The organism is Erythrobacter sp. S249 (genome assembly GCF_057364975.1).
In genome coordinates this window covers 2,777,895-2,803,200 of the sequence record NZ_CP200287.1, presented here as the reverse complement: position 1 = coordinate 2,803,200, position 25,306 = coordinate 2,777,895, and the positions used below count along the sequence as shown (strand labels likewise).

The window sequence follows — 25,306 nt, the reverse complement described above, 5'->3', positions numbered from 1 at the left end:
GCGCCGCCAAATGGCCAGCCTTTAGGCAGTTGCCGGCTTGTCTTCGCGCGGCATGTGATCGTGATAATCGTGATGATCCTCAATCACTGGCAGCGTTTCAAACTGGTGGAATGGTGGCGGGCTAGACAGCGTCCATTCGAGCGTTGTTGCGCCTTCACCCCATGGGTTGTTGCCAACCTTGCGACCTGCCGTGAAGGCATAGGCAAGGTTGATGAAGAACAGCAGCATGGACGCCGCCATAATCATGTAGCCCACGGTGGAAACTTGGTTCCAATAGGTGAACGCTTCCACATAGTCAGGATAGCGGCGCGGCATGCCCTGCATCCCCAGGAAGTGCTGCGGGAAAAAGATCACGTTCACACCGATGAAGAAGCCCCAGAAGTGCAGGTGCGAAAGCAGTTCGGAATGCATCCGGCCGCTCATCTTCGGGAACCAGTAGTAGAAGCCCGCGAAGAGCGAGAACACCGCACCCATCGACAGCACGTAGTGGAAGTGAGCAACCACGTAATAAGTGTCGTGCAGGTTATCATCAATACCGCCATTGGCGAGCACGACGCCGGTCACACCGCCAACGGTGAACAGGAAGATGAAGCCCATCGCCCAAACCATTGGTGATTTGAACTCCAAGCTGCCGCCCCACATAGTGGCAATCCAGCTGAAGATCTTCACGCCGGTCGGCACTGCGATCACCATCGTGGCCGCGGTGAAGTACATCTTCGTGTTTACGTCGAGGCCGACCGTATACATGTGGTGCGCCCACACGATGAAGCCGACGACGCCGATTGCAACCATGGCGTAGGCCATGCCGAGATAACCAAACACAGGCTTGCGGCTGAAGGTGGCAACAATCTGAGAGATCATGCCGAAGCCCGGCAGGATCATGATATAAACCTCTGGGTGGCCGAAGAACCAGAACAGGTGCTGATAGAGAACAGGGTCCCCGCCGCCCGCTGGATCAAAGAAGGTTGTGCCAAAGTTACGGTCGGTCAGCAGCATGGTGATCGCTGCAGCCAGCACTGGAAGCGCGAGCAGTAGAAGGAACGCCGTGACCAGAACCGACCATACGAACAGCGGCATTTTGTGCAGGGTCATACCCGGCGCACGCATGTTGAAGATGGTGGTGATGAAGTTTGTCGCACCAAGGATCGAGCCTGCGCCCGCTAAGTGCAACGAGAAGATCGCAAAGTCGACCGCTGGCCCCGGAGAGCCCGTGGTCGAGAGCGGCGCATAGACCGTCCAGCCAACGCCTGCGCCCTGCCCGGTTCCGCCCGGCACAAACAGCGAGAAGACGAGGCTGAGGAAGCCAGCAACCGTAAGCCAGAACGAGATATTGTTCATCCGCGGGAACGCCATATCCGGCGCACCAATCATCAGCGGCACAAACCAGTTACCAAAACCGCCGATCATCGCTGGCATGACCATGAAGAAGACCATGATCAGACCATGAGCGGTAATAAACACGTTCCACATATGCAGGTTCGCATTCTCAGACGGCTCGCCGCCCATGAATGCCACCGCATCGCCAAGATACTGGATGCCTGGCGCTGCCAGCTCCATCCGCATGACGCCAGAAATGGCGCCGCCCACGATCCCTGCGATAATCGCAAAGATCAGATAGAGCGTGCCGATATCCTTGTGGTTGGTCGACATAAACCAACGCTTGAAAAAGCTTGGCTTGTGATCTGCATCATGTGCGTGATCATCGGTGTGAATGTCGAAACCTTCAGCGGTGGTTGCCATGGTTCAAATTCTCTCGGACTGTTTAATTCGTTAAATTCTTACGTCTTACGACGCGGTGTCTTCAGCAGCAGCTTCGGCCGGAGCCTCTGCCACAACATCACCAGGCACTTCGCCGCCCTTGCTGCGGATCCACGCCTCAAACTGCTCCATCGGCAGCGCCTCTACCGTGATTGGCATATAAGCGTGACGCGCACCGCACAGCTCTGAACACTGACCATAATACACGCCAGGCTCTTCAATTGTGAGCAGTTTTTCGTTGAGGCGACCAGGGACCGCATCCATTTTAAACCACAGCGACGGCACGGCAAAAGCGTGGATCACGTCAGCAGCGGTTGTTTGCACGCGCAGCGGAACGCCGGCGGGCACAACCATACGGTTATCAACGGCCAGCTGAAACGGCTCACCACTTTCTTCGGCTTGCTCTTCTGTCAGCATGTTTGAGATGACCTCAAACTCGCCGTAGTCTGGATAGTTATACCCCCAATACCACTGGTATCCGGTCGCCTTGATCGTCACGGCATTTTCCGGCGGCGTTTCATATTGCCGCGCCAGCAGCGAGATTGAAGGAACTGCGATCACCACCAGAATGATCACCGGAACAATCGTCCAGATCACTTCGATGGCGGTGTTGTGAGTCGTTTTTGATGGGACAGGGTTGGCCGCCTTGCGATAGCGGACCACCACCCAAAGCAGCAGCGCAAGCACGAACAGGCTGATAATCGTGATGACCGGCATCAAGATCACATCATGCATCCACAGTGCGTACTTACCGTCGGCGGAATACTGATCCTGGAAGGTCAGGCTCTTCCACGCGTCGTCTTCATACGACGTCGGCATGCCCTTACCTTCGGTTGGCGCCATCGGCGTGTAAGCCGCATTGGCATCAACCGCCGGGGCTTCTGCCTCAGCAACTTCGCCAGCATCGGCTTCTTGCGCAACCGCCATTTGAGGCATCAGTGCAATCGAAAGGGCTGCAAACAAAGCAACCATCGCAAGCGACGCACGGTCGAAAATATGACCCAGTTTCATGTGTCTAATCTATCCGCTACTTATCCCATGCTGCCCTAACAAGAAGCGCCCTTTGACCAGACACCGCCGACAGCTTTTGCGCTGACACTCCTGCCAACGTTGGGTGCCTCTTAGCTGCGCTTGCTCACTGCCTCAAGCGCTTCTAGGGAGAAAATTATGCAAGCCACCATGTTTGGGGCGCAAGTTTGCAAAAAAGGTAGTGTTTTTACGCATGACTGAAGAAGAAGTTCTCGCCGAGTTTCGTGGTTCTGGCGCTTTGCTGGAGGGGCATTTCAAGCTCTCCTCGGGCCGCCATAGCGCGCACTATCTGCAATGCGCCCGGGTCCTGATGAACCCAGAACGCGCTGGTCGGCTGGCCCGCGCGGTGTGCGCAAACATCCCAAGAGAGGTGCGCGCGGCTGTGGATACTGTGGTTTCACCGGCCATGGGCGGCATTATTATCGGCCATGAAGTTGGTCGGTGCATGGAAAAAGACGCGCTGTTTCTGGAGCGTCCGGATGGTGAATTTCACTTCCGCCGGGGATTCGCATTGGAACCGGGCGCCAAAGTGCTGATGGTGGAAGACGTGGTGACCACCGGCCTGTCCAGCCGCGAGGCGATTGCCGCCGTTGCGCGCGAAGGCGGTGAGGTTATCGCAGAATGTTCTTTGATCGATCGTTCTGGGGGAGAGGTGGACCTAGGTGTGCCCTTCTACCCATTGATTGCGATCAATTTCCCCACATATTCCGATGATGAAGTGCCCGCAGAACTTGCCGCTATCGCGGTGACGAAGCCGGGTAGCCGCAAGGAATAGGCATCCATATATGACCGCGAAGCTCAGACTGGGCGTTAACATCGATCACGTCGCCACCATCCGCAATGCGCGCGGCGGCGACCATCCCGATCCTGTGCGCGCGGCGGAAATCGTCGCCAGCGTGGGCGGCGATGGGATCACCGCCCATTTGCGCGAAGATCGCCGTCATATCCGTGATGAGGATTTGGCCCGAATCCAGACCGCGACTGAGCTGCCGCTCAATCTTGAGATGGCTGCGACACAGGAAATGCTCGAAATTGCGCTGCGGCACAAACCGCATGCGGCCTGCATCGTCCCGGAAAAGCGCGAGGAACGCACGACAGAAGGCGGCCTCGATGCTGCCGGATTGCACAACACTCTCGCACCAATTGTTGAGGAGCTGAAGGCAGCGGGCATCCGCGTTTCGCTGTTCATTGAGGCAACAGACCGCCAACTGGACGCGTCTTTGCGTCTCGACGTGCCCGTTGTCGAGTTTCACACTGGCGAATATGCTCACGCCTTTCTTGACGGGGACAACGAGAAAATCGAAGCGGAGCTGAAGCGCATTTCCGACATGGCCGCTTTGGCCGCGAAAAACGGGATTGAGCCGCATGCGGGACACGGGCTGACCTTTGAGAATGTCCAGCCGATTGCGGCCATTCCGCAAATCGCAGAGCTTAACATCGGGCACTATCTGATTGGAGAAGCGGTGTTCACCGGCCTAGAGCCAGCGATCCGGCGGATGCGTGAATTGATGGACGAGGCGCGCTAGTGTGAGCGACGCCGACCGCCCAGACCTCCCCGATCTAACCGCTGAACAAAAACGCTGGGCCTTTGGCGCAGCGGGCCTGTTCATTCTCAGCATCGGTTTTCTAGGATATGCTTTGTCGAATGGCGTGCTGGTCGCCTTCGCAATTGGCTGGGTGGCCTTACAGATTTTCGGCTATGTTGGTTCACTGAAACGCGGGAATGGCGATTTTACCCACCCCTTATTCAAGACCCAGGTAATGCTGCACGCGGCGGCTTTGGGCCTGCTGGTGATGGTAATGACGCGGGCTTTGGGCGGGTGAGAATGACGCATGGATAACAGCGCTGAGCAGAAAAAGCCGGGTTGGATGCTTGCCATCATGGTTTGCTGGTATGCGCTTTGCCTGCTCGGAACCGGCTTTATTGCACTGATCGGCATGGCTTTCGGCTCAGAGGTTCACCGCGGCGATCCGATCCCACTGCTTGATACCCTGATGGTCCTTAGCCCATTTCTGATCAACGTCGCTCTGCTGGTCGCGACCGTTGTCTTGTGGAACAAGGATAAAGTCCGGGAGGCGACTCTGCTTTGGGGCGTGAGCTTCCTCTTGGCTCTCGGCGCAATCGGATTTTTCAGCGGAGTGGCCATATGATCATCGGCACCGGATCGGACCTCTGCAATATTGAGCGGATCCAAAACTCGCTCGACCGCTTTGGCCAGCGGTTCGAAAACCGCGTCTTCACCGAGAAAGAGCGCGCCAAGGCTCAGCGCCGTCCCTTCACCATCGCTGGCACCTATGCGAAGCGATTCGCAGCGAAAGAAGCTTTTAGCAAAGCGGTCGGCACCGGATTTCGGCGCGGCGTCTTTATGAAAGACATCGGCGTGGTCAACGCGCCCTCTGGCGCGCCGACACTCGCGCTGACGGGCGGCGCGGCGAAGCGTCTTGCGGAAATGGTCCCGGAAGGCCATGAGGCGCATGTTCATCTGACCCTAACCGACGATCATCCATGGGCGCAGGCCTTCGTCATTATCGAAGCGCTGCCCATCCCCCAGACCTAACGAGCATTATGACCGAAGCCACGACAGTGACAGACACCAGCATCAAAACCGACGAAACGGCCGAAGAAAAGGTCAATTGGTTCGCGGAGCTTCGCGGACTTCTGCTGATGCTGCTCGCGGTGCTCGCGTTTCACAGCCTGGTGGCAAAGCCGTTTTACATTCCGTCCACTTCGATGATGCCGACCCTGCACGTTGGCGACCGATTGGTGGTGAGCAAATATCCCTATGGCTGGTCTTGGGCATCGGCGAGTTTTCACCTGCTGCCGCGCGGTGAATGGCGGGCGTTTGGCAGCACGCCTGAATATGGCGATATCGTCATCCCCGTACATCCCGTTCGCGACGAGGACTATATCAAGCGCGTGGTCGCTCTGCCCGGTGACACAATCGAAGTGCGCGAGGGGCAAATCATTCTCAATGGCGAAGCGATCAAGCGTGAGGTTGTGCCAGCGGTGCGCATCCCGTTCGAAGAAGAGCTAACCTGCGATGATCGCCCTTGCCTAACCGCGTTCGAACCATACCGGGCCCGCGAAGCCAGCGGCGCTCAATTCTACGAACCGCCGACCTACCGTGAGACGCTGCCCAATGGCGCGACCTATCTGACGATCGACCACATCGAGGGCCAGCCGCACGACAATTTCGGGCCGCTGATGATCCCAGAGGGCGCTGTGTTCGTGATGGGCGATAACCGCGATCATTCCGCAGACAGCCGCGCCACAATCCCGCAGCGCGGCCTTGGCGGCGCGATCCCGCTGGAGAACATTGGCGGGCGCGCAGAATTCATCACCTTCTCGCTCGACGGCTCAACCACTTGGAACCCAGGCAGCTGGTGGAGCAGCTTGCGCGGTGACCGCGCTTGGACCACGCTGCGCCCCGCTATTGCCGAGCGCAGCGCAGCAGACAGCGAGTAAGCGAGCCAGCATATGGCCAAGAAATTCCTCTATTTCATCGCGTTCTGCATCGTCGCCGCTCTGGTCGGCCGCATCGGCTGGGAGATGTTCAAAGGCGATCTGGCCGCCTTTGCTTTGGTGCCTGACACGGAATTTGTCGAACAAGAGGCCTTGGCTGACAACGCCTATGAAGACCCCGCGCTGTGGTATTCGCGCCCGGGTATCGGCGTGACCGATCCCGCCCGCTGGCAACCCGCATATGCGCCAACATCAAATGAGGGTGAAACCACCGCAAGACCTGCGCCTGCGCAGCGCCCAAGTGACGTCACGGCGTCAGATCTGCCCGATTTCGCAGTCTTCTTCATCCACCCGACCAGCTATCTTGAGCGCGCCAATTGGAATGCGCCGATTGGATCGGAAGAGGCCGAGCGCGTCGCGAGACTTTATGTGCGCGGCATGGCCAGTCCATTTAACGCAGCGTCAGAGATTTGGGCGCCGCGCTATCGCCAGGCGACTATGGGCGCATTCCTGACCGACGCACCGGAGGGACAGCAAGCCATCGATGCCGCTTATGCCGATGTGCTGGAGGCCTATCGCTACTTCTTGAGCTCGCTCGACGAAGACACGCCGATCGCGCTTGTCGGACATAGCCAAGGCTCGCTGCATATGCTGCGCCTGCTGCGCGAGGAAGTGAGCGGAACAGAGATCGCGCCGCGCGTCATCGCCGCATACGCAGTCGGCTGGCCAATCTCGATCAAGCATGATTTGCTCGCCCTTGGCATGCCAGCGTGCGCGACCGCCAATCAGGCGGGCTGCGTGCTGTCATGGTCAAGCTTTGCGGAGCCTGCCGATCCGTCGGACGTGATGGAAACCTACGCCAAATCGACCGGCTTTGACGGGACGCTGCGCGGGGACAGCAAGATCCTGTGCACCAACCCGCTGACCGGGACGATTGGGGCCGAGGCAGCGATGGAAGCGAACCTCGGGACTCTAGTACCCAACACTGATATCAGCGACGGCGAACTGGTGCCCGGCGCGGTCCCTGCTCGCTGTGATGAGCGCGGCCTGCTGCTGATTGGCGACCCTCCTGAGATGGGCCCCTACGTGCTGCCGGGCAACAATTACCACGTTTATGACATCCCACTATTCTGGGCCAACACACAGGCGGACATCGCGCGCCGAGCTCTCGCATGGCAAGCAGCGCGCTGATCACGGAGGATGCGGGCGAGTTTCGCAGCGCTCTGCCTGATGGCGGGGCGCTCCTCGGCCTCGACCTTGGCACCAAAACCATCGGCACCGCAACCTGCGACGGCGGATGGCGATTTGCGACCAATCACACAACCTTGCCGCGCGGCAAATTTGGCCGCGACCGTGAAGAACTGCGCAAGGTGATAAAGGACCGCAGCAGCGCCGGGATTGTCATTGGTCTGCCGCGCAATATGGACGGCAGCGAGGGGCCGCGTGCGCAAAGCAGCCGCGCCTATGCTCGCAATCTTGCCGAGAGCTTCGATCTGCCAATACTGCTGTGGGACGAGCGCTGGTCCACGCAAAGCGCCGAGGCGGCAATGATCGGTCAGGATATGAGCCGCGCGAAACGCGCCGAAGCGATTGATAGCCACGCGGCCGCCGTGATCTTGCAAGGCGCAATAGACCGGCTGGCAGGCGGAGTGCTCTAGGGCACGCCCGCAGCCAGTTCCGCCCGCTTGCCGCGCGCGATTTCCGCCAGCATCCGGCCACCCGCCCCTTCCGCCTCTTGCCACAAAGCATCTCGATCTTGCCTCTCGGCCAGCTGCACGCTGCGCGCTTCAAAACTGGCCTGGCGCAGGCGTTCGCTTGGGTGATGGCGCCCAACCCATTCGGCGTAATCCTGCGCTTCGTCGCTGCCAGTGGCCACCGCGATCCGCAGGAAAGCCTCGGTCGAATTGGGGCTCAGCACGCGCTCAATCCGCTCTTCCTCCAGATCAAAGCCATATTGATCGTACCAATGCTGCGCCGGGTCGACATGCATCACATTAATAGAGACCGAGAGGCTTTCTGGAGGCAACTGGCTGTGGATGTCGCGGTGCGCGCGGTACAGCATCAGCTTATTTTCAGACAAAGCGGTGCGCTCCACAAAGGTCAGCTTCGCATCCTCGCCGGGATAGCCCGCGTGATCCGCATAATCATATTCGTAGTAATCGCTGCGATAGCCCGGCCCCAAATAGCCGCTGGTGAAAAACGAGAAATTGTGATCGTGCGGAACGCCATAGACGAAACTTTTGGCCCCGCTCGCCTTGAAACACAGATCATCCTCCGCCGGCCAGATATTCGCACGCAGGAAGACATTGCCGGCCAGCGGGCTAAGCACGATGGACTGCGGCCCGTAGCCGCTTTCCTGGCCGACTTCGCGGTGGCGATGTTTGATCTGATCAAGCAGCATATCGCCGAGAAAAGTGCGGTTATTGGTCAGCCCGCGCAGGTAAGTCGCGGCCTGCTCTGTTCGCTCCTCGCAGGCCGGATCAAAGTCAATTCCGGCGAGCGCTTCGATGGTCTCCTCTAGGCTAGCCGTGCTGTCGGTCGGCGCTTCTATGATACGGGGCAAGGTTCGGCCTCCTTCGCCAGATCGGCAAGCCGCGCATTGGCAGCGATCAGGGTTTGCTCGAGCGACGCAGCAGGCTGAGCAATCGGATCATGCTGCCGCCCGGACAATCTACCGAGCAAGGCCATTCCCTCGGCTGCATCCAGCGCCAAGGTCTGGCGAACAGCCTCCCAGCGCAGGTCAGCATCATCAACCATAGATAGAGCCAGTTCTTGCATCACGGGAACGGCGTCATGGCGCTCCATAGCGCCCAGCACATCCACCGCCATAAAGTGCTGGCTGGAACGTTTGTTAGCGCTGACTTGATGGATCAGCGTGCCGTCGGACAGCAGGTATTCGCGCGACGGCTTCGGCTTTGCTGGGATGCGGGTCAGCTGCAGCAACAGCATTGAGCCCTCAACCTTCAGAAATTCTCGGGTTTGGACACCCGACGGCTGCGTGACGCAGCTGCCCGCTTCGTAAGTGGTAGGGCAGGAATTGATGCGCGCCCGGCCTGAATGGATCCCGGTCAGCTGATGCTGCACCCCGTGCGCATTCCCTGCCAAAACAATCTCGCAAACCTCACGGTCGGCGAAGACCGCGCTTTGCGGCTCGGCGGCGGAGCTCAGCTCGCTGTAGACGAACAGCGAAAGCGTCGTGCTGCCGCTATTCATCAGTTGCAGCGTCGCCAATCCCGGTGCGACATTATGGCGGAGTGGAACTTGGCCCAGCGGCTGTTCCATTAGTGGCGCCAGCAACCCATTGCACCAATCGCCAATAAAGCGCGAAGCGGTCTCATAATTGCTGAGCACGCCAGACAAGGTTTCGCACATGCCCAGCGGCCTCCCCGCATCATAGGCCTCCAGCTCTTCTTTGAGAGCGATGACGTCGCTCCTCGACTGCCAGTCGGCAACCGCGCGCGTCATCGGCATTTGCGCATGGCGCTGCAGAGTGGGATCACTCCGCAGCGCCGCGATATCAGGATGAATCCGCATCGCTTGCACTACCTGCTTAAACGACAGCAGCGGTTGGAATGGTGTCGTAGAGATAAACCATGATGACCACGATCCGGTCGTCATATGTGGCCCCAGATTGCATCGCGGAACCAAACAGGCCGCTCGCGGTTTCCAGTCCAGGCAGCGAAGCGAGATCAATTTTAGCTAGGTTCATTTTGTTACCCTCCAAGGTCGCACCGAAACGTGATTGCCGCGGTGCGAGACCAAGAATGACCGGGCCGGCAAATTCGCTGAAATTAAAAGATTGTAATGTTGGAACGCTCGGGACAGAGGTCTGTTTATGAGCTCGCCTAAAGCCCGATTTGACCCCGCAGAGGCGTCCAAATTCTTCACCAAGCATGGCCATTCCGGCTGGTTGGGGATGCGTTACCGCGACCATGGTGAGAACTGGGTGGAGCTGGAATTGCCTTGGCGAGAGGACTTGCTGGGCGAGGAAGATCGCGCCGTCCTGGCCTCTGGCCCAATCGTCAGCCTGATGGACATGGCGAGCGGGATGAGCATCTGGACGACGAAGGGCGATTTCACCCCCATCGCGACGCTCGACCTGAGGGTCGATTACCAGCGGCCAGCGAAAGAACGCGCCGCTGTGATCGGCCGGGTTGAATGCTATCGCACCACCAAATCGGCGGCATTTGTGCGGGGGATTGCCCATGACGGCGACCCGGATGATCCGGTCGCGCATGTCGCGGGCGTATTCATGACCATTGGCCGCGATCCGCGCCAAGGCAAGGTGCCCATCAGCAAAGACGCCGCCAGCTCTGCGGGGACGGGCGATGAGTGATACGCAAGACGATCCAGCAACCGCGCTGGTGCTCCCTCCCTATGCCCGCGCTCTGGGCATTTCATTGCATGGGCTAGAAGGCGAATTGCCGGTTCTAACGGTCGGCTTCAGTTCCGTGATTGAGGGCAGACCGGGCGCTTTTCATGGCGGTGCAACTGCCGGTCTGCTCGAAAACGCTGGCTATGCCGCTTTGCGAACAGTGTTGGTGCGCGAAGGCCGTAGTCCTCAGCTGAAGCCAGTCAATATCACTGTGCAATTTCTCGCCGCAGGCAAGCAAAAACAGACCTACGCAATGGGCCGGATCACCCGGCTTGGACGGCGCAATGCCAATATCGCGGTTGAGGCGTGGCAGGATGATCGCGATCGGCCAATCGCCACCGCCATCCTCAATATCTTGATGGCAGAGCGTGACTAGCGATTGGGCGGCGCAGGCTCCAGATTGAGCCCGTCTTCATCAATCCTCAGCTCCAAAGGCACGCCCTCGACTTCGGTTGAGAAGGTGATCCCTTCTTCATTAAAGCTGATCTCTGAGCCGTTTTCGTCGATCACGATTGTCTCGCCCTCGCCGACATCGAGCGGCTGCACGGGACCTTCTGGATCAGGCGCGCTCGTTGGTTTCGCCGGAGCGAGCGACAAGGCGCCGCGCATGAAATCGCGCCAGATGCGGGCCGGTGTTCCCCCGCCTGTGACGCCGCCCAGCGAGGAATTGTCATCATTGCCGACCCACACGCCAACCACCAGATCGCCCGCGTAGCCGACAAATAGCGCGTCGCGGTAATTCTGGGTCGTGCCCGTCTTGCCGTAGTTCGCAATCGGCAAAGTGGCGGCCCGTCCTGTCCCGTTGTTGATCGCCGCGCGCAGCATCTGCTCGATGTTCTCATGCGTTCGCGCCGACAGGCTATCCTCGCCTGATGTCAGCCAGTCGAGCCAACCCTCCTCTTCCTCCTCAAACGCATGGGGCTCAATCGGGAAGGTGTTGCCCGCCAGACCCGCATAGGCTGAGGTGAGCTCAAGCAAGGTCATGGTTGAGGTCCCGAGCGCAAGGCTGGGATCTCCCACAGGCAGGCTGGACTTAACGCCCAGCGCACGCGCGGTTGCGATCACTTGCTCGCTGCCAATCTCCTGGAACAGACGAACCGTCGCCACATTGCTGGAGCTCGCAAACGCCTGCTCAAGGGTCAATTCGTCGGAATAATTCTCCCCAGAGTTTTTCGGTCGGTAGCTGCCCTGCTCAATGGCCGTGTTCGGAATGGTATCATCCGGCTGCCACCCGGCCTCCAGCGCAGCGAGGTAGACGAAAAGCTTGAAGGTGGAACCTGGTTGCCTGCGGGCCTGCGTCGCTCGGTTGAAAGGAGATTTCGCGTAATCCTTGCCGCCAACCATTGCAACAACCTCACCCGATGGGCGCATTGCGACCAAGGCGACCTGCGCTTCGCCCAGATTCGCGCGGCCAACCACCCGGCTCGCGAGCGCTTGAAGGCGCGCATCCAAGGTCGTCGTTAGCGCCTGCTTGGCATAGCTCGCCTCCGCATCTTTGCGCGCAATCGGCAGCGCCCAATCCGCAAAATACGTACCTGTCGGCAGGGTATTGCGCGCCCGCACATCAAGCTTTGGCGAAGGCAGGCTCGCGGCATCCTCCGCCGTCAAATAGCCCTCTTCCACCATTGAAGAGATCACCAGCCCCATGCGCTCTTTCGCAAGGTCATAGTTCTTTGTCGGCGCGAGCCTGCTCGGCGCCTTCAGCAAACCTGCAAGCATGGCCGCCTGCTCAGGCTTGAGGTTCTCTGGGTGGCGATAGAAGTAATGCAGGCTGGCCGCGCGCAGGCCATATTGATTGTCGCCAAAATAGGCGTTGGAGAGATAACGCTCGAGGATTTCATCCTTAGTCAGCCAAGTCTCCAGCCAAAGCGCGATCAGCGCCTCGCGGGCCTTACGCGTCATGCTCTGCTCAGGCGTGAGGAAGGTGAACTTCGCCAGCTGCTGAGTGATGGTGCTGCCGCCTTGGCGCGGTCCGCCAGACAGGTTTGACCAAGCCGCCCGCGCTATGCCGCGCGGATCGATGCCCCAATGCGAGTAAAAACGGCGATCCTCAATCGACAGGAACGCGCCGACCACATGTTCGGGCAGTTCCTCAACCTCAACCGGTTCATCGACCACGGCGCCGCTGCGGGCAATCGGGGTCCCATCGCTGGCAAGCAAAGTGATTTGAGGCGGCGCAATCGGTTCAAGCGATTTTGAGAGCGGCGCGGTAAACGCCAGCCAGCCGACAATCAGGATGAAGCCCAGCAGGCACAACGCAATCCCTCGCACAAACCATTTGCGGCGTTTCTGCCACTTGGTCGCTGGGATTGCAGGTGCCGGATAATGGCCAGGTTCAAACTCTACCCCGAGATCATCGCCGCCATCGCGCTTTGACCGGCGGCCCCAGCTCGGCAGGCTGGGCCATTTCAACCAGCTGCGTTTGGGCTTTTGGCCGTGCTGCCCCCAATCGAATTTGTTGTCGAATTCATCGAGCGCGCTGCCATAGGGGTCTTGCAGCGAATAATAGCCCGCCTCTCGCCGGTCACCCGGCCTGGGGCTTATGCCTTCGTCATCGTCTGGTCGTTGCCGCCGAAACATATCCGCTGTGTTATACAATTAACACAGCGCTTGCGAGCATTTTTTGCGGAGGAGGCGGGCCCGAAGCTCTCGGGCCCGGCCCAAAATCAGGCGTCGCAGTCGCCGGTGCGCGTTGCAGTCATCGTCATCGCCACGCTGGCTTGCTGGTCAAACTGCTTGTTATCGATGTCGAATTTGATGTCAGCAGTGAAGCTATTGTCGGTCGCAGAGGCAACAAATTTGGTCTTGATGTCCCCTTGCGGTGCGCCCTTGCATTCCATCTCAAGATCGATCGAAGTGTCCGAATCTTCGCGAGAGACTTCGGTGCAATTGCCGCCCATCCCCTCGTTCATTTCTTCGACGACGTCTTTCCAATCAGGCGCATCTTCTTGTGCGCTCATGCAATAGCTTTGGCCATTGCCAGAGGCCTGTTCCATCTGATTGCGGACCTGCTCTTGCTGGGCCTCGTCCATGCCGGGAAAGGACAGCTCAGTAACCTGAATTTCCTGAGAGTACATGCCGGCATCCGGCTGGCCATCCGGGGCCGCTTCGCCGCCGCATGCGGACAAAGCGAGGGCGGATGCGAACGTCATTCCGGCGAGGATAGGCTTATTCATAGTAATTTCCTTTGCGACTATAAGGATAGATCAGAGTGTTTTCGACCGCACTCTGCAGGTGTCTAGAGAACCAAATTAACCGGTCTTCGCGATGCCCTCTGGCAAATCTTCGTTGAAGACCCGTTGGTAATATTCACTCACCAAAACCCGCTCTGCCTCGTCACATTTGTTGAGGAACGAGAGGCGGAAGGCAAAGCCGAGGTTTTTGAAGATCGCGGCATTCTGCGCCCAAGTGATGACTGTGCGCGGGCTCATCACGGTCGAAATATCGCCGTTCATAAAGCCTTGGCGCGTCAGGTCCGCAACCTTGACCATATCCGCGATCACTGCGTCATCAGTTTCTGGTGTTTTCGACTTAACGATCTTCTGCTCGGTTTCCGCAGGCAGATAGTTGAGCGCGACCACGATGTTCCAACGGTCCATCTGCGCTTGGTTGATCGCCTGCGTCCCGTGGTACAGACCGCTGGTGTCGCCAAGGCCAACGGTATTGGTCGTTGCGAACAGACGGAAATAGGGGTTCGGCGTGATCACACGGTTTTGATCAAGCAGCGTGAGGCGGCCATCAAATTCCAGAATGCGCTGGATAACGAACATCACATCCGGGCGACCCGCATCATATTCGTCAAAGGTCAGCGCGACCGGGTGCTGCAGCGCCCACGGAAGGATGCCTTCTTTAAACTCGGTGACTTGCAGGCCGTCTTTCAGCACGATCGCGTCGCGCCCGATCAAATCGATCCGGCTGATATGCGCGTCCAGGTTCACGCGGACACTGGGCCAATTAAGCCGCGCGGCGACTTGCTCGATATGCGTGGACTTACCCGTGCCGTGATAGCCTTGAACCATCACGCGGCGGTTGTGCTCAAACCCGGCCAGAATCGCGAGCGTCGTGTCAGGATCGAAGACGTAGCTGTCGTCGATCTCTGGCACATGCGCCTCTGCCACGCTGAATGCGGGCACTTGCCAATCGACATCAATGCCGAATGTGTCGCGCACATCGACCGTTGTGTCGGGCTTAGGGGGAAGCGCGCTGCCGGCGCCGTCGAAGCTGTTGTCTGCAGGAGAATTCATCGTGGACACCGCCTATCGCGAGGAACGCGCACCTGCAAGCATCCCGTCAAAATCATACGCCAACATTTTCAAATGACGTGCCTTTCCTATATTGGAGCTTGATGCCCGACCCAATTGAAAAACTGCGGCTGAAACTGGTTCAGCAGGTCCGCGATGTCTTCAACGATGCCAGCGCCGGGCAAAAGCCGGAGCCGCCATCAGACGAGGCCTTATTTGAGCGTGATACGCCGATCCGCATGGTGCATGCTGATCTCGTCGGGATGATGACCGGCGGCATTCGCAGCCTGCTGCTGCAAATGCTCCACCCCCATGCGCTCCAGGGCGTGCTCGACCATTCAAACTTTCGCGAAGACATGCATGGCCGCCTGCGCCGCACGGCAAAGTTCATCGCGGTGACCACTTTTGGCCACCGCGACCACGCAATGGCGGCGATTGAGCGGGTCAATGGCATCCATGCGCAGGTCACCGGAACTCTGCCAGATGGATCATCTTACATCGCGAATGATCCGCGTACGCTCGCTTGGGTGCATGTCGCCGAGGCACAAAGCTTCCTGGCGGGATATATGCGTCATGTGCGGCCGAATATGCCGCGCAGCGAGCAGGATGAGTATTACCGCCAGTTTGCAGTAATCGCCCGCGCCCTCGGCGCAGACCCAGTGCCGGAAACCCGGGCAGAGGCAGATGCGATTTTCCGCGAGTTGCGCGTTGATCTGCGCCCTTCACCGGAGGCTCGCGAGATCGCTAATCTAGTGCTCAACCAAAAGCCCGAGGGCGCGCCGCCCGGCGTGCAAGCCATGCTGGGCGGCGATGCGGTCGCGATGTTGCCGCCATGGGGCAGAAGCATGCTGGGACTCACCGCACCCGGTCTCAGCGCCATCCCCGCGCGCGCCGCAACTTGGGGCATGGGCCGGACCTTGCGCTGGGCATTTCGGCAGACCTAGCTCGGCGGAGCTGGTCGCCCTAACGCCTAGCTGAAAGCACGCGCCTTCCGTAGCAATTGATAGGCCTCCACCACTTTGCCGAGGCGCGCTTCGTATTTGCGGTCCCCGCCATTGCGGTCTGGGTGGTAACGCCGCACGAGCTCCGAATATCGCTGGCGCAGGCGCGGCCGATCGGTATTTTGTCCCAGCCCCATTGCTTCAAGCGCGCCGATTTCTTCCGCAGAGAAACGTGTCCCGCCAAAGCCATTGGGAGCAGCCTCTGCATCACGCCTAGCGCGCCCTTTTATCCCGGCGGCTCGCGCGGAGATCGCATCCAAGGGATCATCAAAATCGGCCCAGCGCGGCATGCCATCAATGCCAGCAGTTGGCTTGAAACTCGGACTTTCGGTCTTCCAACCAGATGCCGGCGATTGCGCGGCGAGAATTTCCTCTGCGTTCATGCCTTCGAACCAATCGTAGCCCGAGTTAAACTGGCGTACGTGCTCCAGACACATCCAGCGCCATTCCCCTGGACCGTCAAAGCCATTGGGGCGGTTGCCAGGCGCGCGAAACTCGCCAGCCTCCTCGCAGCCCGGGGCTTCGCAATCGCGTGCAGCGTCTTCGTGACGTCCATGAAACTTGGCAGAGCGCATAAAAATAGAGCATGGGGTCTCACAACCCTAAATCCAAGAGAGAGAACGCGATGAACGGCTCAATTGCCCAAGAAATGTCACAACTGCTGACGGAGGCTTTTTCGCCAAGCAAGCTCGATATCATCAATGATAGCGCTCAGCATTCGGGCCACGCCGGGGATGATGGCAGCGGCGAATCGCACTTTACCATCATGATCGAGGCTTCGGCATTCGCCGAAATGAACCGCCTCGCCCGGCAGCGTGCCGTTATCGCTGCATTGGGTGACATTGTCGGCGAACGGGTGCATGCTGTTGCGATAAAGGCAAGCGTGCCGGAAAGTTAGAGCGAGCCAATCGCCAAACTTGTGCAGGGAAGCTGGGGAGCGGAGACAATGCGAGCTCATGATCAGGCGGGCTGATGCTGCTGTCTCGCACCTATCACCCCTCGCCCGAAGCCGCACCTTACATCAGGCGGTTCTATGTGTTTCAGGCGCAATTGCCCGAAACCATGGTGATCAAAGATTTCCTGCTGTCAGAGACCGCCTTTGTGCGCTGCCTGGTTGAGGGTGATTGGTCCGGTGAGATTGCGCCTGGCGAATGGTCCCGGCCCAGCGACACATTGCTGTTCGGAGCCAATGCAAGCCCGTTTAAGGTCCGCGTAAAGGGCAGTTTCAACGTCGTAGGATTTGCCATCCGCCCCAGCGGTTGGCGCGGTTTATTCGCCAAGCCACACACTGAATATGTCGACCGGCTGCTGCCTCTGGCGGACGAGTGGGGCGATCTGGCCCGCGAATTACAACAAGGCATCAGTGCGGCGGGGAGTGACGAAGCGAAAGTTGCGGCGATGGAGGCCGTTATCCTGCGCCGGATCGAGCAACATGGGCACCCTCAGGTCGACAAGCAGCTTGCCAAATTTGAGGTGTTTGCGCGCAGAGACAGCACGATCAGAATTGACCAGGCTGCTGTAGACATTGGCATTTCCATCCGTCAGCTAGAGCGCCGCTGCAAGGATGCCTTTGGACTGACACCGAAGGGTGTTTTGCGGCGCAGCAAGTTCCTCGACATGGCGGCCGCGATGCGCGGGTTTGGCAATGCCAGCGAAAAGGATTTGGCGCAGATGCGCTATTTCGATCAGTCGCATCTCAACCGAGAGTTTCGCAAATTCACGCGCATGACGCCCGGGCAATTCAAGAATGCTGTCACGCCATTGCAGACCGCCGGTCTGAAGCTGCGCGAAGAAAGCCGGAACGAGGATTAAACGTATGCACGAAGCGGCAAAGAAGCGTATCAGGCGCGCGGCGAGGATTATTGTTCTCAGCCCTGAAAACCGCGCACTTATGTTCCGCTTCGATGTCGCTGACAGACCGCCGTTTTGGGTAACCGCTGGCGGCGAATGCGAGGCTGGCGAGAGCTTTGAAGAGGCAGCAAGGCGCGAATTGCTGGAGGAGACCGGCATAGTCGCCGATCCAGGCCCGCAAATCGCCCGGATCGAGCCAGAGTTCATCACCGTCGAAGGTGAACCCGTGCGGGCGGATGAGCGCTATTTCATCGTACGCGCGGACAGCGACCTGATCGATACCTCGCGCCACACAGAGCTGGAGCGCACAGTGATGACGCAGCACCGCTGGTTCACCATGGACGAACTTGAGAGCTGGCACGAAGCGATCTACCCAGAAAATATTGCCGAATTAATCCAGATCGGGCTCGGTAACTCTGACTAACGTTACCCAAGCTCATCCAAGCGTGAAAAACATCGTGTAGATCAATCGCCCGTTTTCGATCGAGGTGCCAAAGCCTTTTCCCGAAGTGTGGAACAACCAAGGGCGCAGCAGCAACAGCCGGTTGTAGCGCATGGGTATTTCCATGGTCTTTTCCCAAGCATCATGGTTCAAAGCATCAGCATCAATCGTTTGCTTTATCGCATCAGTCTGAGAGGCAAACCCTGCCGCTCGCGCCGCCGCATCATTGAAGGGCGTGCTCTCAAGGCCCGTTCTCTTGTGCCTGAAAAACTCAGTTCCTCCTTGGCAGTGCTCTGGCGTGGTCAGATACAATATACCCGACCATTGCGAGAGATCATTGTGAATGGCTGGCACATCATCGTGCTCTGCCAAAGTGACGCGAAACTTTCCGTGTGATTGCGGCGGATTTACAGGCTTAAGCCTCTCACCGACGAGCTGCGACACATACTGATCAAGACCGGGCAAGTCCGCACGTTCTCTAGAGTTGCGGCCTACGTACTGCCCCTCCAACTCAGGATACTCCAGCCTGAGCGCTTGGTTGCGCATACCATCCGGATTCTCAAGGAAATCATCAACAACCAGAAACGAAATAGCCATCGCGCAACTCTCCGAAAATGCGGTACAAACCGTCATGACTTAGGATTGCGGCTCGCTGTAAGCTCTCCGAAATCTTTTTCAATTCCGCGCTTTGCGATCACAGGTCGGCATTGGCCCGGTATTCCTATGTGAGGGCTTGCCAGCACACCAATACTCAATCATCTGTTCGGCAAGGGAGAGAAAATGGATTACACCGGCAAAACCGCTTGGATCACTGGCGCATCTTCGGGAATTGGCGCGGCGCTGTCGCGCGAGTTGGCGCGGCGAGGTGCACATTTGGTGCTGTCGGGCCGCGATGAAACGCGGCTTGCCGAGGTCGCGAAGGATTGCGGCGAGACATTGCTTCTGCCCTTTGACGTGCGCGATGACGCTGCGCTTGCCGATGCCACGGCCAAGGCAATCGCCTGGAAAGGCGGCGTCGACCTAGCGTTCGCCAATGCGGGCGTGTCTCAGCGCAGCCGCGCGCTCAACACGGATATGCAGGTCTACCGCGATATCATCGATATCGACCTCACCGCTCAGATTTCCTTCTCACAAGGCTTGATCGGACACATGGCCCAGCGAGGCTCTGGCGGCATCGCCTTTATCTCGTCCATCGCGGGCAAAGTCGGTGTGCCCATGCGCACAGCCTATAGCGCGGTGAAGTTTGGCCTCGCTGGCTATGGCGACGCCCTACGCGGAGAATTGTCGCAATCGGGCGTCAATGTGCACATGATCTACCCTGGCTCCGTCGCCACCAATGTCGCGCGCAACGCTCTGACAGCTGATGGCGCAAAACGGGGCCGCTCCGATGATGTGATCGACAATGGCATCTCTGCCAAAGATGCAGCCAACACAATGCTCGACGGGATTGCCGCTGGCGAGCGCGAGATCATCGTGGCGCAAGGGGCTGAGCTGGCGATGGGCGAGATGCGCCGTACGCCCGATGCTCTGTTCGACCAAATCGCTGGCATGGTCGCCAGCGGCTATATGGAGAAAATGGAGGCAGAGGATTGAGCGCGATGGAACAAAAACGCGTGCACCTCGCCAATGGAATTTATCTGGATGTGGTCGATGAAGGCCCGCTCGATGCCCCGGTCCTGATTTTCCTTCACGGCTTTCCTGAAAGCCACCGGACATGGCGCCACCAGATCGCGCATTTCAAGGATCGCTTCCGCTGCATCGCGCCCGACCAGCGAGGCTATCGCGGTTCGTCGAAACCGCAGGAGGTTGAGGCTTACACCCCGGACAAGCTGATTGGCGATATCTTCCTGCTCGCCGATGCACTGAGCATTGGGAAATTCACAATCGTTGGCCATGATTGGGGCGGCGCGATTGCCTGGGGCGTGGCGCTGGGTGGTCAGCATATGCGGGTCGAGCGCGCGATAATCGCCAATGCCCCGCATCCCTCGATCTTCCAGAAATTGCTCTACACTCATGCAGGCCAGCGCGAGGCAAGCCAATATATTCGCGGGTTCAAGGACACAGCGAATGACGCACTAATCAAGGATCAAGGTCTAACCGGCCTGATGCTGCAAGAGGTGAAGTGGGATCGCCCAGCTGCGATGGAGCCGGAAGAACGCGAGGCCTTGCTGCGCGATTGGCAAAACCGCGATGCCGCCTTTGGCATGATCAATTATTACCGCGCCAGCCCGATCTCAGTGCCGACAATGGACGAACCATTCGAAGTGCCGTCGGATTACACTGGGCCAGATCTGCCGCAGCTGACCATCCCGACATTAGTGATTTGGGCGATGGACGACTTGGCTTTGCCCGCCGAAAACCTAGAAGGGCTGGACGAGATCATTGACGACCTAACCATCGAGCAAGTCCAGGATTGCGGGCATTTTGTGCCCTGGGAAGCACCAGAGAAGGTCAACGCGGCAATGGAGAGATTCCTAGCCAGTTAGACAAGCTCTAGCCCCCGCTCCACTCTACCCAAGCCCCGTGCGGGTGCGCGTGTGCGAGGCAGACCTCCTCTTCCCCGCCGGGCCAGTAGCGAACCCTCAGCTCGTGACGGAATGTCGCAGGGTCGGTTTCAAGCGAAACCCATGCCAATGGTTTCTCGGCGCTCGCCTCGGCACCAGCCGCCATAACCGCAGCCGTAATCTCACTTTGAGTGCTTGCAGGCATATATTGCCACATGATCGAGTGAAACATGACGCGGGTCGTGCCGGGTTCTTGCGGCTTGGCCAATTGCTCCCGCACGAATTCGCCTGCGTCCATTTGCACGATATCGGGCGCGCGCTCGCTCGCGAGCTGAATTGCGGCGTCGATCCGCTGCATGCGCTCCTGCGCGTCCGGCCAGACATAGCTTTTCAGCCGCAGAGCCGCATCCGTATCGCTTAAGTCAATCGGTCCAATATCGCAGCCGCAAATGGCGGTGATGTCTATTTCGGCGGTCGGCGGTGAAGCGCCTCGCCATTCGGGTTTGATCTGCATTGGAGAGCTTGGCGGCCCGCTTTCCGTCTCGCCCAAGCGGTAAAAGTAGCGGTCCATCATAGTGTTGACCCCGGCACTTGCGCCGAGTTCAAACATATCGAACTTCGCAGGCACGCAGCCAGCCAGCCACAACAGACCGGCCATGATGCTGGCTGAGCGCCCGGCCTCATTGGTTTGCGGCGGTCCATCAAGCCATGGGACGAGTGCTGCGTCATGCGCCTCCACCACCGCGCAAACCAGCGCATCAACCTTGCCCTGGTCAGTGATCTCGCCGCGATACACCGGGACCAAACGATCATCCGCACCGCTCAAAACCAAATAGTGCAAGCCGCCCGCAATTCTGAGCGGCATGGCGTCCTTCAGAGTAAGGCCCGGCCAGTTCGTCATCCGCTGAGCGACGGCAGTCTCCCCCTTTGCCACAGCAGCCAAAGCCCGGACAATTCGCGCGGTGCACGGAGCTCCGTTTTCCTCGGCATGGGTCGCCTGCCAATCCAGCGCCGCGTCAAAGTCTGAGGTATCCATAATCGCCCCGTCGCTCATGCCCTGTCACTCATGTAACGTGTCTCCTCACCATCTTGGTCGCGCGATCAAAGGCAGGTTTACCTGATCGTCCGTGTTGCCCTTTGGCAGTGCAATGCCTAAGTGCAGCTCCGCAATGACTACGGACAATTCAGGCCAGCTCACCTTTGCCATTCCCAAGGGGCGGATCCTCGATGAGGCTCTGCCTGTGATGGCGCGCGCCGGTGTTGAGCCCGAGGCCGCGTTTCACGACAAGAGCAACCGCGCGCTCAGCTTTGGCACAAATCGCGCCGATATGCGACTCATCCGGGTCCGCGCGTTTGATGTGGCGACGTTCGTGGCGCATGGCGCGGCGCAAGTTGGAATTGTTGGCTCTGACGTGATCGAAGAGTTTGATTACGCTGATCTTTACGCGCCGGTGGACCTTGATATCGGCCATTGCCGCCTCTCGGTTGCGCAGCGTGTGGATGACACGGAAGAGCAATCCAGCGCCAGCCACCTTCGGGTTGCGACCAAATATCCCAGCCTGACCCGGCGCCATTTTGAGGCGCAGGGCATTCAAGCCGAATGCGTGAAGCTCAATGGCGCGATGGAACTCGCCCCGTCACTTGGCCTCGCGCGTCAGATCGTTGACCTGGTGTCGACCGGACGGACGCTGAAGGACAATGGCTTAGTCGAGACATCGAAGATCATCGATATCTCTGCCCGGCTGATCGTGAACCGTGCGGCGCTGAAAACCGATCCGCGCGTGGCTGAGCTTGTCGCCGCATTCCGCGCCGATATGGAAGCGCAAGCCGCCGAAAAGCAGGTCGCCTAATGCAAAAGCTGTCGACGAAAGATGCCGATTTTGAGCAGCGCTTTGCCAAGATCGTCAATGCCCGGCGCGAAAGCGGCGAGAACGTCTCTGGGAAAGTCAGCGACATCCTCGCCCGCGTGAAAGCAAAGGGTGATGCGGCGCTGGTGGAATACAGCCAGCGCTTTGATGGGCACAACCTGAGCACTGACGAAGAGTGGTCGATTTCGCCTGAAAGCTGCGAGGCAGCGTATAACGGTCTTGAACCGGAATTGCGCGACGCCTTGAACCTCGCCGCTGCCCGGATTGAGGCCTATCACCGCGATCAAATCCCGGCGAACCGCGACTTCACCGATGAAGCTGGCGTGCGCCAAGGCGCGGTATGGCGCAGCGTTGATGCCGCCGGGCTTTATGTGCCGGGCGGGCGCGCGGCCTATCCTTCGTCACTGCTGATGAATGCAATCCCAGCTAAGGTCGCAGGTGTTAAGCGCATTGTCGTGGTTACGCCGACACCCAAGGGCAATTCGAATCCGCTTGTTCTCGCCGCCGCGCACGTCGCAGGCGTGAGCGAGATTTGGCGCGTTGGCGGAGCGCAAGCGGTCGGCGCGCTGGCCTATGGCACCGAGCGGATCAAGCCGGTCGATGTGATCACTGGCCCCGGCAATGCCTATGTCGCAGAGGCCAAGCGACAGCTTTACGGCGTTGTCGGCATCGACATGGTCGCAGGGCCGAGCGAAATTCTGGTGATCGCAGATTGCGACAATGATCCAGACTGGATCGCCGCCGATCTTCTGAGCCAGGCCGAGCATGACCCGACCTCTCAGTCCATTTTGATCACCAATGACCGGACCTGCGCTGCTCAGGTTGAAGACCGCGTGACCGTGCAGCTGTCGCAGCTCGCCACCGGAAAAACCGCCAAGCAAAGCTGGGACGATCACGGCGTGATCATTCTGGTCGAAGACTTGAACGAGGCGCCTGCACTCGCGGACCGACTGGCCGCTGAGCACGTCGAACTCGCTGTGGCTGATCCCGAAGCGCTGTTTTCGAAGATCAATCACGCGGGCAGCGTATTCCTTGGCCGGATGACGCCAGAGGCCGTGGGCGATTACGTCGCCGGGCCCAATCACGTATTGCCAACCGGCCGGCGCGCGCGTTTTTCCAGCGGGCTGTCCGTGCTCGACTTCATGAAACGAACCAGCTTTATCGCACTGGATGACGATGCCTTTGCTGCGATCGGTCCGGCGGCGGCGACCCTTGCCCATGCAGAGGGTTTGCCCGCGCATGCCAAATCAGTGGAACTTCGCCTGAAATGAACACACCCGCTCGCTCTCAAGCCCGCTCAACCGCGCGGCTCGCCGCCGTCCAGGCGCTCTATCAACTGCAGATGGAGGGCACTGCGCTCGCGAAGTTGCTCGATGAGTTTCATCAGCACCGCCTCGGCAAGACGATCGATGAAGACGAATTCGCCGATGCCGAAGTCGAGTTCTTCGATGATGTCGTGCGCGGAGTTGACGCGCGCGGCGAAGAGATCGACGCTTTGCTGACCGCCAAACTGGCCGATGGCTGGACGCTGAAACGCCTCGACAAAACCATGCTGCAAATCCTGCGCGCCGGGACTTACGAGCTGCTCGCACGCAACGATGTGCCAGCCGCAGCGGCGATCAACGAATATGTTGATGTGGCGAAGGCATTCTTCGATGACCGCGAAGCGAAGTTTGTGAATGGCATCCTGGATGCAGTGTCGAAGGACGCACGAATTTAAAAGTTCCACCATGCCGAGCATGTCGATGCGAGAGCACTCCAAAATCCGTTGCCTTTCGACAGGCTCAGGACGAATGGATAAGGTCGCTCAATGAATGAAGTCGATTTCATCGCCGCCTTGCGCGCTCTGCCGCTCCATTCTGGTGCGCGCGGATTAAGCGATGACTGCGCCGTCTTGGAGATCGGCGGCGAAACTTTGGTCCTAACCCATGACGTTATGGCCGAGAGCACGCATTTTCGCCCCGATGCCGACATGGCTAATGTTGCCTGGAAACTGGTCGCCTCAAACCTGTCTGACCTCGCAGCCAAGGGAGCTGAGCCAATTGGCGTATTGCTGGGCCATTCGCTGGGGCGAGATGACGAACGCTTCCTTGCGGGTCTCAGCGAAGCGCTCAGCCGCTACAATGTGCCAATTCTAGGTGGAGACACCGTTTCCGCTGAAGGTCCGCTGACCTTTGGTCTCACCGTCATTGGCCGGGCAATGCATACGCCGGTTCCGTCGCGCAGCGGCGCGTTACCCGGCGATGCTCTCTATATCACCGGCATGCTCGGTGCCGCCATGCTCGGCTTTGAAGGTGCGACTGAGCACCTCGAGGCGTTCAACCGCCCTCGCCCACTATTGCAGCAAGGGCAATCACTAGCGCCGCATGTCAGCGCCATGATGGACGTTTCAGACGGGCTGCTGCTCGATGCGTTCCGCCTCGCGGAGGCGAGCGAGGTCACACTAACAATCGAGAGCGAGAGTGTGCCGGTAGTGGGTAGCAAGAGGCGCGAGGACTGCATGCGCTGGGGCGATGACTACGAGCTGCTATTTACCGCGCAAGAGGGACTGACCCTGCCCGTTCCCGCCACACGAATTGGCAATGTTCAGCCGCTCGGCTTTGCTCCACTCACGCTCGATGGCAACCCAATCGTCAATGCGCAGGGCCTGGGCTATCAGCACGGATGATCCCGAATTGCCCGGCCGCTCTCAGCAAAACTGGTAAAATGGGCGGAGCCGCCCCGTTTCCTCCTTGCCAGCTTGACATCAGTCCGTATGCTTCAATCCACTGCGT

31 protein-coding genes are annotated in these 25,306 nt (G+C 59.0%); 20 read left to right on the top strand and 11 right to left on the bottom strand.

All coding sequences use genetic code 11. The features are described 5' to 3' along the window. Positions 1-21: 21 nt before the first annotated feature. On the bottom strand, positions 22-1,740 hold the full coding sequence (gene ctaD / locus AC0V6V_RS13205; protein WP_486165806.1) for a cytochrome c oxidase subunit I: 1,719 nt from the start codon (positions 1,738-1,740) through the stop codon (positions 22-24). Between the two features lie 45 nt (positions 1,741-1,785). Further along, positions 1,786-2,769 (bottom strand): cytochrome c oxidase subunit II, encoded by a 984-nt coding sequence (gene coxB / locus AC0V6V_RS13200; protein WP_486165805.1) that lies wholly within the window; start codon positions 2,767-2,769, stop codon positions 1,786-1,788. Between the two features lie 211 nt (positions 2,770-2,980). Between coxB and pyrE the strand changes: the two genes are divergently transcribed. The 8 genes from pyrE to ruvX are packed head-to-tail and all read left to right on the top strand — an operon-like array spanning position 2,981 to position 7,908. Further along, positions 2,981-3,562 (top strand): orotate phosphoribosyltransferase, encoded by a 582-nt coding sequence (gene pyrE / locus AC0V6V_RS13195; RefSeq protein WP_472644692.1) that lies wholly within the window; start codon positions 2,981-2,983, stop codon positions 3,560-3,562. 10 nt (positions 3,563-3,572) lie between these two features. Then, on the top strand, positions 3,573-4,313 hold the full coding sequence (locus AC0V6V_RS13190) for a pyridoxine 5'-phosphate synthase (protein WP_486165804.1): 741 nt from the start codon (positions 3,573-3,575) through the stop codon (positions 4,311-4,313). A 1-nt stretch (position 4,314) separates the two neighbouring features. Continuing rightward, positions 4,315-4,611: a pyridoxal phosphate biosynthetic protein gene (locus AC0V6V_RS13185; protein WP_486165803.1), complete on the top strand. Its 297-nt coding sequence runs from the start codon at positions 4,315-4,317 to the stop codon at positions 4,609-4,611. 9 nt (positions 4,612-4,620) lie between these two features. Then, positions 4,621-4,938, top strand: a complete 318-nt coding sequence (locus AC0V6V_RS13180; RefSeq protein ID WP_486165802.1) for a hypothetical protein — start codon at positions 4,621-4,623, stop codon at positions 4,936-4,938. Further along, positions 4,935-5,345, top strand: a complete 411-nt coding sequence (acpS, locus tag AC0V6V_RS13175; RefSeq protein WP_486136970.1) for a holo-ACP synthase — start codon at positions 4,935-4,937, stop codon at positions 5,343-5,345. Before AC0V6V_RS13180 ends, acpS begins: the two co-directional genes overlap by 4 nt. Before the next feature lie 8 nt (positions 5,346-5,353). Further along, positions 5,354-6,253, top strand: a complete 900-nt coding sequence (gene lepB / locus AC0V6V_RS13170) for a signal peptidase I (RefSeq protein ID WP_486136971.1) — start codon at positions 5,354-5,356, stop codon at positions 6,251-6,253. 12 nt (positions 6,254-6,265) lie between these two features. Beyond that, positions 6,266-7,441 carry a DUF3089 domain-containing protein gene (locus AC0V6V_RS13165; protein WP_486165801.1) on the top strand — a complete coding sequence of 392 codons (1,176 nt, stop codon included), beginning with the start codon at positions 6,266-6,268 and terminating at the stop codon, positions 7,439-7,441. Next, entirely contained in the window at positions 7,423-7,908 is a 486-nt protein-coding gene (ruvX, locus tag AC0V6V_RS13160; protein WP_472644685.1) for a Holliday junction resolvase RuvX, read from the top strand. Before AC0V6V_RS13165 ends, ruvX begins: the two co-directional genes overlap by 19 nt. On the opposite strand, the gene AC0V6V_RS13155 is transcribed toward ruvX, so the two are convergent. The 3 genes from AC0V6V_RS13155 to AC0V6V_RS13145 are packed head-to-tail and all read right to left on the bottom strand — an operon-like array spanning position 7,905 to position 9,959. After that, on the bottom strand, positions 7,905-8,813 hold the full coding sequence (locus AC0V6V_RS13155) for a transposase (protein WP_486165800.1): 909 nt from the start codon (positions 8,811-8,813) through the stop codon (positions 7,905-7,907). The genes ruvX and AC0V6V_RS13155 overlap by 4 nt on opposite strands. Next, on the bottom strand, positions 8,798-9,784 hold the full coding sequence (locus AC0V6V_RS13150) for a hypothetical protein (protein ID WP_486165799.1): 987 nt from the start codon (positions 9,782-9,784) through the stop codon (positions 8,798-8,800). Before AC0V6V_RS13150 ends, AC0V6V_RS13155 begins: the two co-directional genes overlap by 16 nt. A 16-nt stretch (positions 9,785-9,800) precedes the next feature. Next, complete coding sequence (locus AC0V6V_RS13145) at positions 9,801-9,959, bottom strand: hypothetical protein (protein ID WP_486165798.1); 159 nt, start codon at positions 9,957-9,959, stop codon at positions 9,801-9,803. 126 nt (positions 9,960-10,085) lie between these two features. Between AC0V6V_RS13145 and AC0V6V_RS13140 the strand changes: the two genes are divergently transcribed. Together AC0V6V_RS13140 and AC0V6V_RS13135 are read left to right on the top strand one after the other, a co-directional pair. Then, on the top strand, positions 10,086-10,586 hold the full coding sequence (locus AC0V6V_RS13140) for a PaaI family thioesterase (RefSeq protein ID WP_486165797.1): 501 nt from the start codon (positions 10,086-10,088) through the stop codon (positions 10,584-10,586). Continuing rightward, complete coding sequence (locus tag AC0V6V_RS13135; RefSeq protein WP_486165796.1) at positions 10,579-11,001, top strand: PaaI family thioesterase; 423 nt, start codon at positions 10,579-10,581, stop codon at positions 10,999-11,001. The genes AC0V6V_RS13140 and AC0V6V_RS13135 overlap by 8 nt, the downstream gene beginning before the upstream one ends. Here the strand turns inward: AC0V6V_RS13135 and AC0V6V_RS13130 are convergent. The 3 genes from AC0V6V_RS13130 to cobS all read right to left on the bottom strand — a co-directional run bounded on the left by AC0V6V_RS13130 (position 10,998) and on the right by cobS (position 14,869). After that, a complete protein-coding gene (locus AC0V6V_RS13130; RefSeq protein ID WP_486165795.1) occupies positions 10,998-13,205 on the bottom strand; it encodes a transglycosylase domain-containing protein in 2,208 nt (735 codons plus the stop codon). The genes AC0V6V_RS13135 and AC0V6V_RS13130 overlap by 4 nt on opposite strands. A gap of 86 nt (positions 13,206-13,291) precedes the next feature. Beyond that, entirely contained in the window at positions 13,292-13,801 is a 510-nt protein-coding gene (locus AC0V6V_RS13125; protein WP_486165794.1) for a DUF3617 domain-containing protein, read from the bottom strand. 75 nt (positions 13,802-13,876) lie between these two features. Continuing rightward, positions 13,877-14,869, bottom strand: a complete 993-nt coding sequence (gene cobS, locus AC0V6V_RS13120) for a cobaltochelatase subunit CobS (RefSeq protein WP_486166366.1) — start codon at positions 14,867-14,869, stop codon at positions 13,877-13,879. A 101-nt stretch (positions 14,870-14,970) separates the two neighbouring features. Between cobS and AC0V6V_RS13115 the strand changes: the two genes are divergently transcribed. After that, positions 14,971-15,810: an oxygenase MpaB family protein gene (locus tag AC0V6V_RS13115; RefSeq protein WP_486165792.1), complete on the top strand. Its 840-nt coding sequence runs from the start codon at positions 14,971-14,973 to the stop codon at positions 15,808-15,810. Between the two features lie 26 nt (positions 15,811-15,836). Here the strand turns inward: AC0V6V_RS13115 and AC0V6V_RS13110 are convergent, their stop codons facing one another. Then, positions 15,837-16,442: a J domain-containing protein gene (locus AC0V6V_RS13110; protein ID WP_486165791.1), complete on the bottom strand. Its 606-nt coding sequence runs from the start codon at positions 16,440-16,442 to the stop codon at positions 15,837-15,839. 50 nt (positions 16,443-16,492) lie between these two features. Here AC0V6V_RS13110 and AC0V6V_RS13105 point away from each other — a divergent pair, with 50 nt between their 5' ends. From AC0V6V_RS13105 to AC0V6V_RS13095, 3 genes are all read left to right on the top strand, one after another. Continuing rightward, complete coding sequence (locus AC0V6V_RS13105; RefSeq protein WP_486165790.1) at positions 16,493-16,765, top strand: BolA family protein; 273 nt, start codon at positions 16,493-16,495, stop codon at positions 16,763-16,765. 74 nt (positions 16,766-16,839) lie between these two features. Beyond that, entirely contained in the window at positions 16,840-17,679 is an 840-nt protein-coding gene (locus tag AC0V6V_RS13100; RefSeq protein WP_486165789.1) for a helix-turn-helix domain-containing protein, read from the top strand. Between the two features lie 4 nt (positions 17,680-17,683). Beyond that, positions 17,684-18,142 carry an NUDIX hydrolase gene (locus AC0V6V_RS13095; RefSeq protein ID WP_486165788.1) on the top strand — a complete coding sequence of 153 codons (459 nt, stop codon included), beginning with the start codon at positions 17,684-17,686 and terminating at the stop codon, positions 18,140-18,142. Positions 18,143-18,154: 12 nt separating this feature from the next. Here the strand turns inward: AC0V6V_RS13095 and AC0V6V_RS13090 are convergent, their stop codons facing one another. Next, a complete protein-coding gene (locus AC0V6V_RS13090) occupies positions 18,155-18,757 on the bottom strand; it encodes a DUF6445 family protein (protein WP_486165787.1) in 603 nt (200 codons plus the stop codon). A gap of 183 nt (positions 18,758-18,940) precedes the next feature. Between AC0V6V_RS13090 and AC0V6V_RS13085 the strand changes: the two genes are divergently transcribed. Both AC0V6V_RS13085 and AC0V6V_RS13080 read left to right on the top strand, forming a co-directional pair. Continuing rightward, positions 18,941-19,753 (top strand): SDR family NAD(P)-dependent oxidoreductase, encoded by an 813-nt coding sequence (locus tag AC0V6V_RS13085; protein ID WP_486165786.1) that lies wholly within the window; start codon positions 18,941-18,943, stop codon positions 19,751-19,753. A 5-nt stretch (positions 19,754-19,758) separates the two neighbouring features. Next, positions 19,759-20,646, top strand: coding sequence for an alpha/beta fold hydrolase (locus tag AC0V6V_RS13080; protein WP_486165785.1), 888 nt, complete (start codon positions 19,759-19,761; stop codon positions 20,644-20,646). 7 nt (positions 20,647-20,653) lie between these two features. Here AC0V6V_RS13080 and AC0V6V_RS13075 read toward each other — a convergent pair whose 3' ends face one another. After that, positions 20,654-21,718 carry a DUF2332 domain-containing protein gene (locus tag AC0V6V_RS13075; RefSeq protein WP_486165784.1) on the bottom strand — a complete coding sequence of 355 codons (1,065 nt, stop codon included), beginning with the start codon at positions 21,716-21,718 and terminating at the stop codon, positions 20,654-20,656. Positions 21,719-21,833: 115 nt separating this feature from the next. Here AC0V6V_RS13075 and hisG point away from each other — a divergent pair, with 115 nt between their 5' ends. From hisG to thiL, 4 genes are all read left to right on the top strand, one after another. Beyond that, complete coding sequence (hisG, locus tag AC0V6V_RS13070) at positions 21,834-22,514, top strand: ATP phosphoribosyltransferase (RefSeq protein ID WP_486165783.1); 681 nt, start codon at positions 21,834-21,836, stop codon at positions 22,512-22,514. Continuing rightward, a complete protein-coding gene (gene hisD / locus AC0V6V_RS13065; protein ID WP_486165782.1) occupies positions 22,514-23,803 on the top strand; it encodes a histidinol dehydrogenase in 1,290 nt (429 codons plus the stop codon). Before hisG ends, hisD begins: the two co-directional genes overlap by 1 nt. Continuing rightward, complete coding sequence (gene nusB, locus AC0V6V_RS13060) at positions 23,800-24,252, top strand: transcription antitermination factor NusB (RefSeq protein WP_486165781.1); 453 nt, start codon at positions 23,800-23,802, stop codon at positions 24,250-24,252. The genes hisD and nusB overlap by 4 nt, the downstream gene beginning before the upstream one ends. 90 nt (positions 24,253-24,342) lie before the next feature. Then, positions 24,343-25,200: a thiamine-phosphate kinase gene (thiL, locus tag AC0V6V_RS13055; protein WP_486165780.1), complete on the top strand. Its 858-nt coding sequence runs from the start codon at positions 24,343-24,345 to the stop codon at positions 25,198-25,200. Positions 25,201-25,306: the final 106 nt, after the last annotated feature.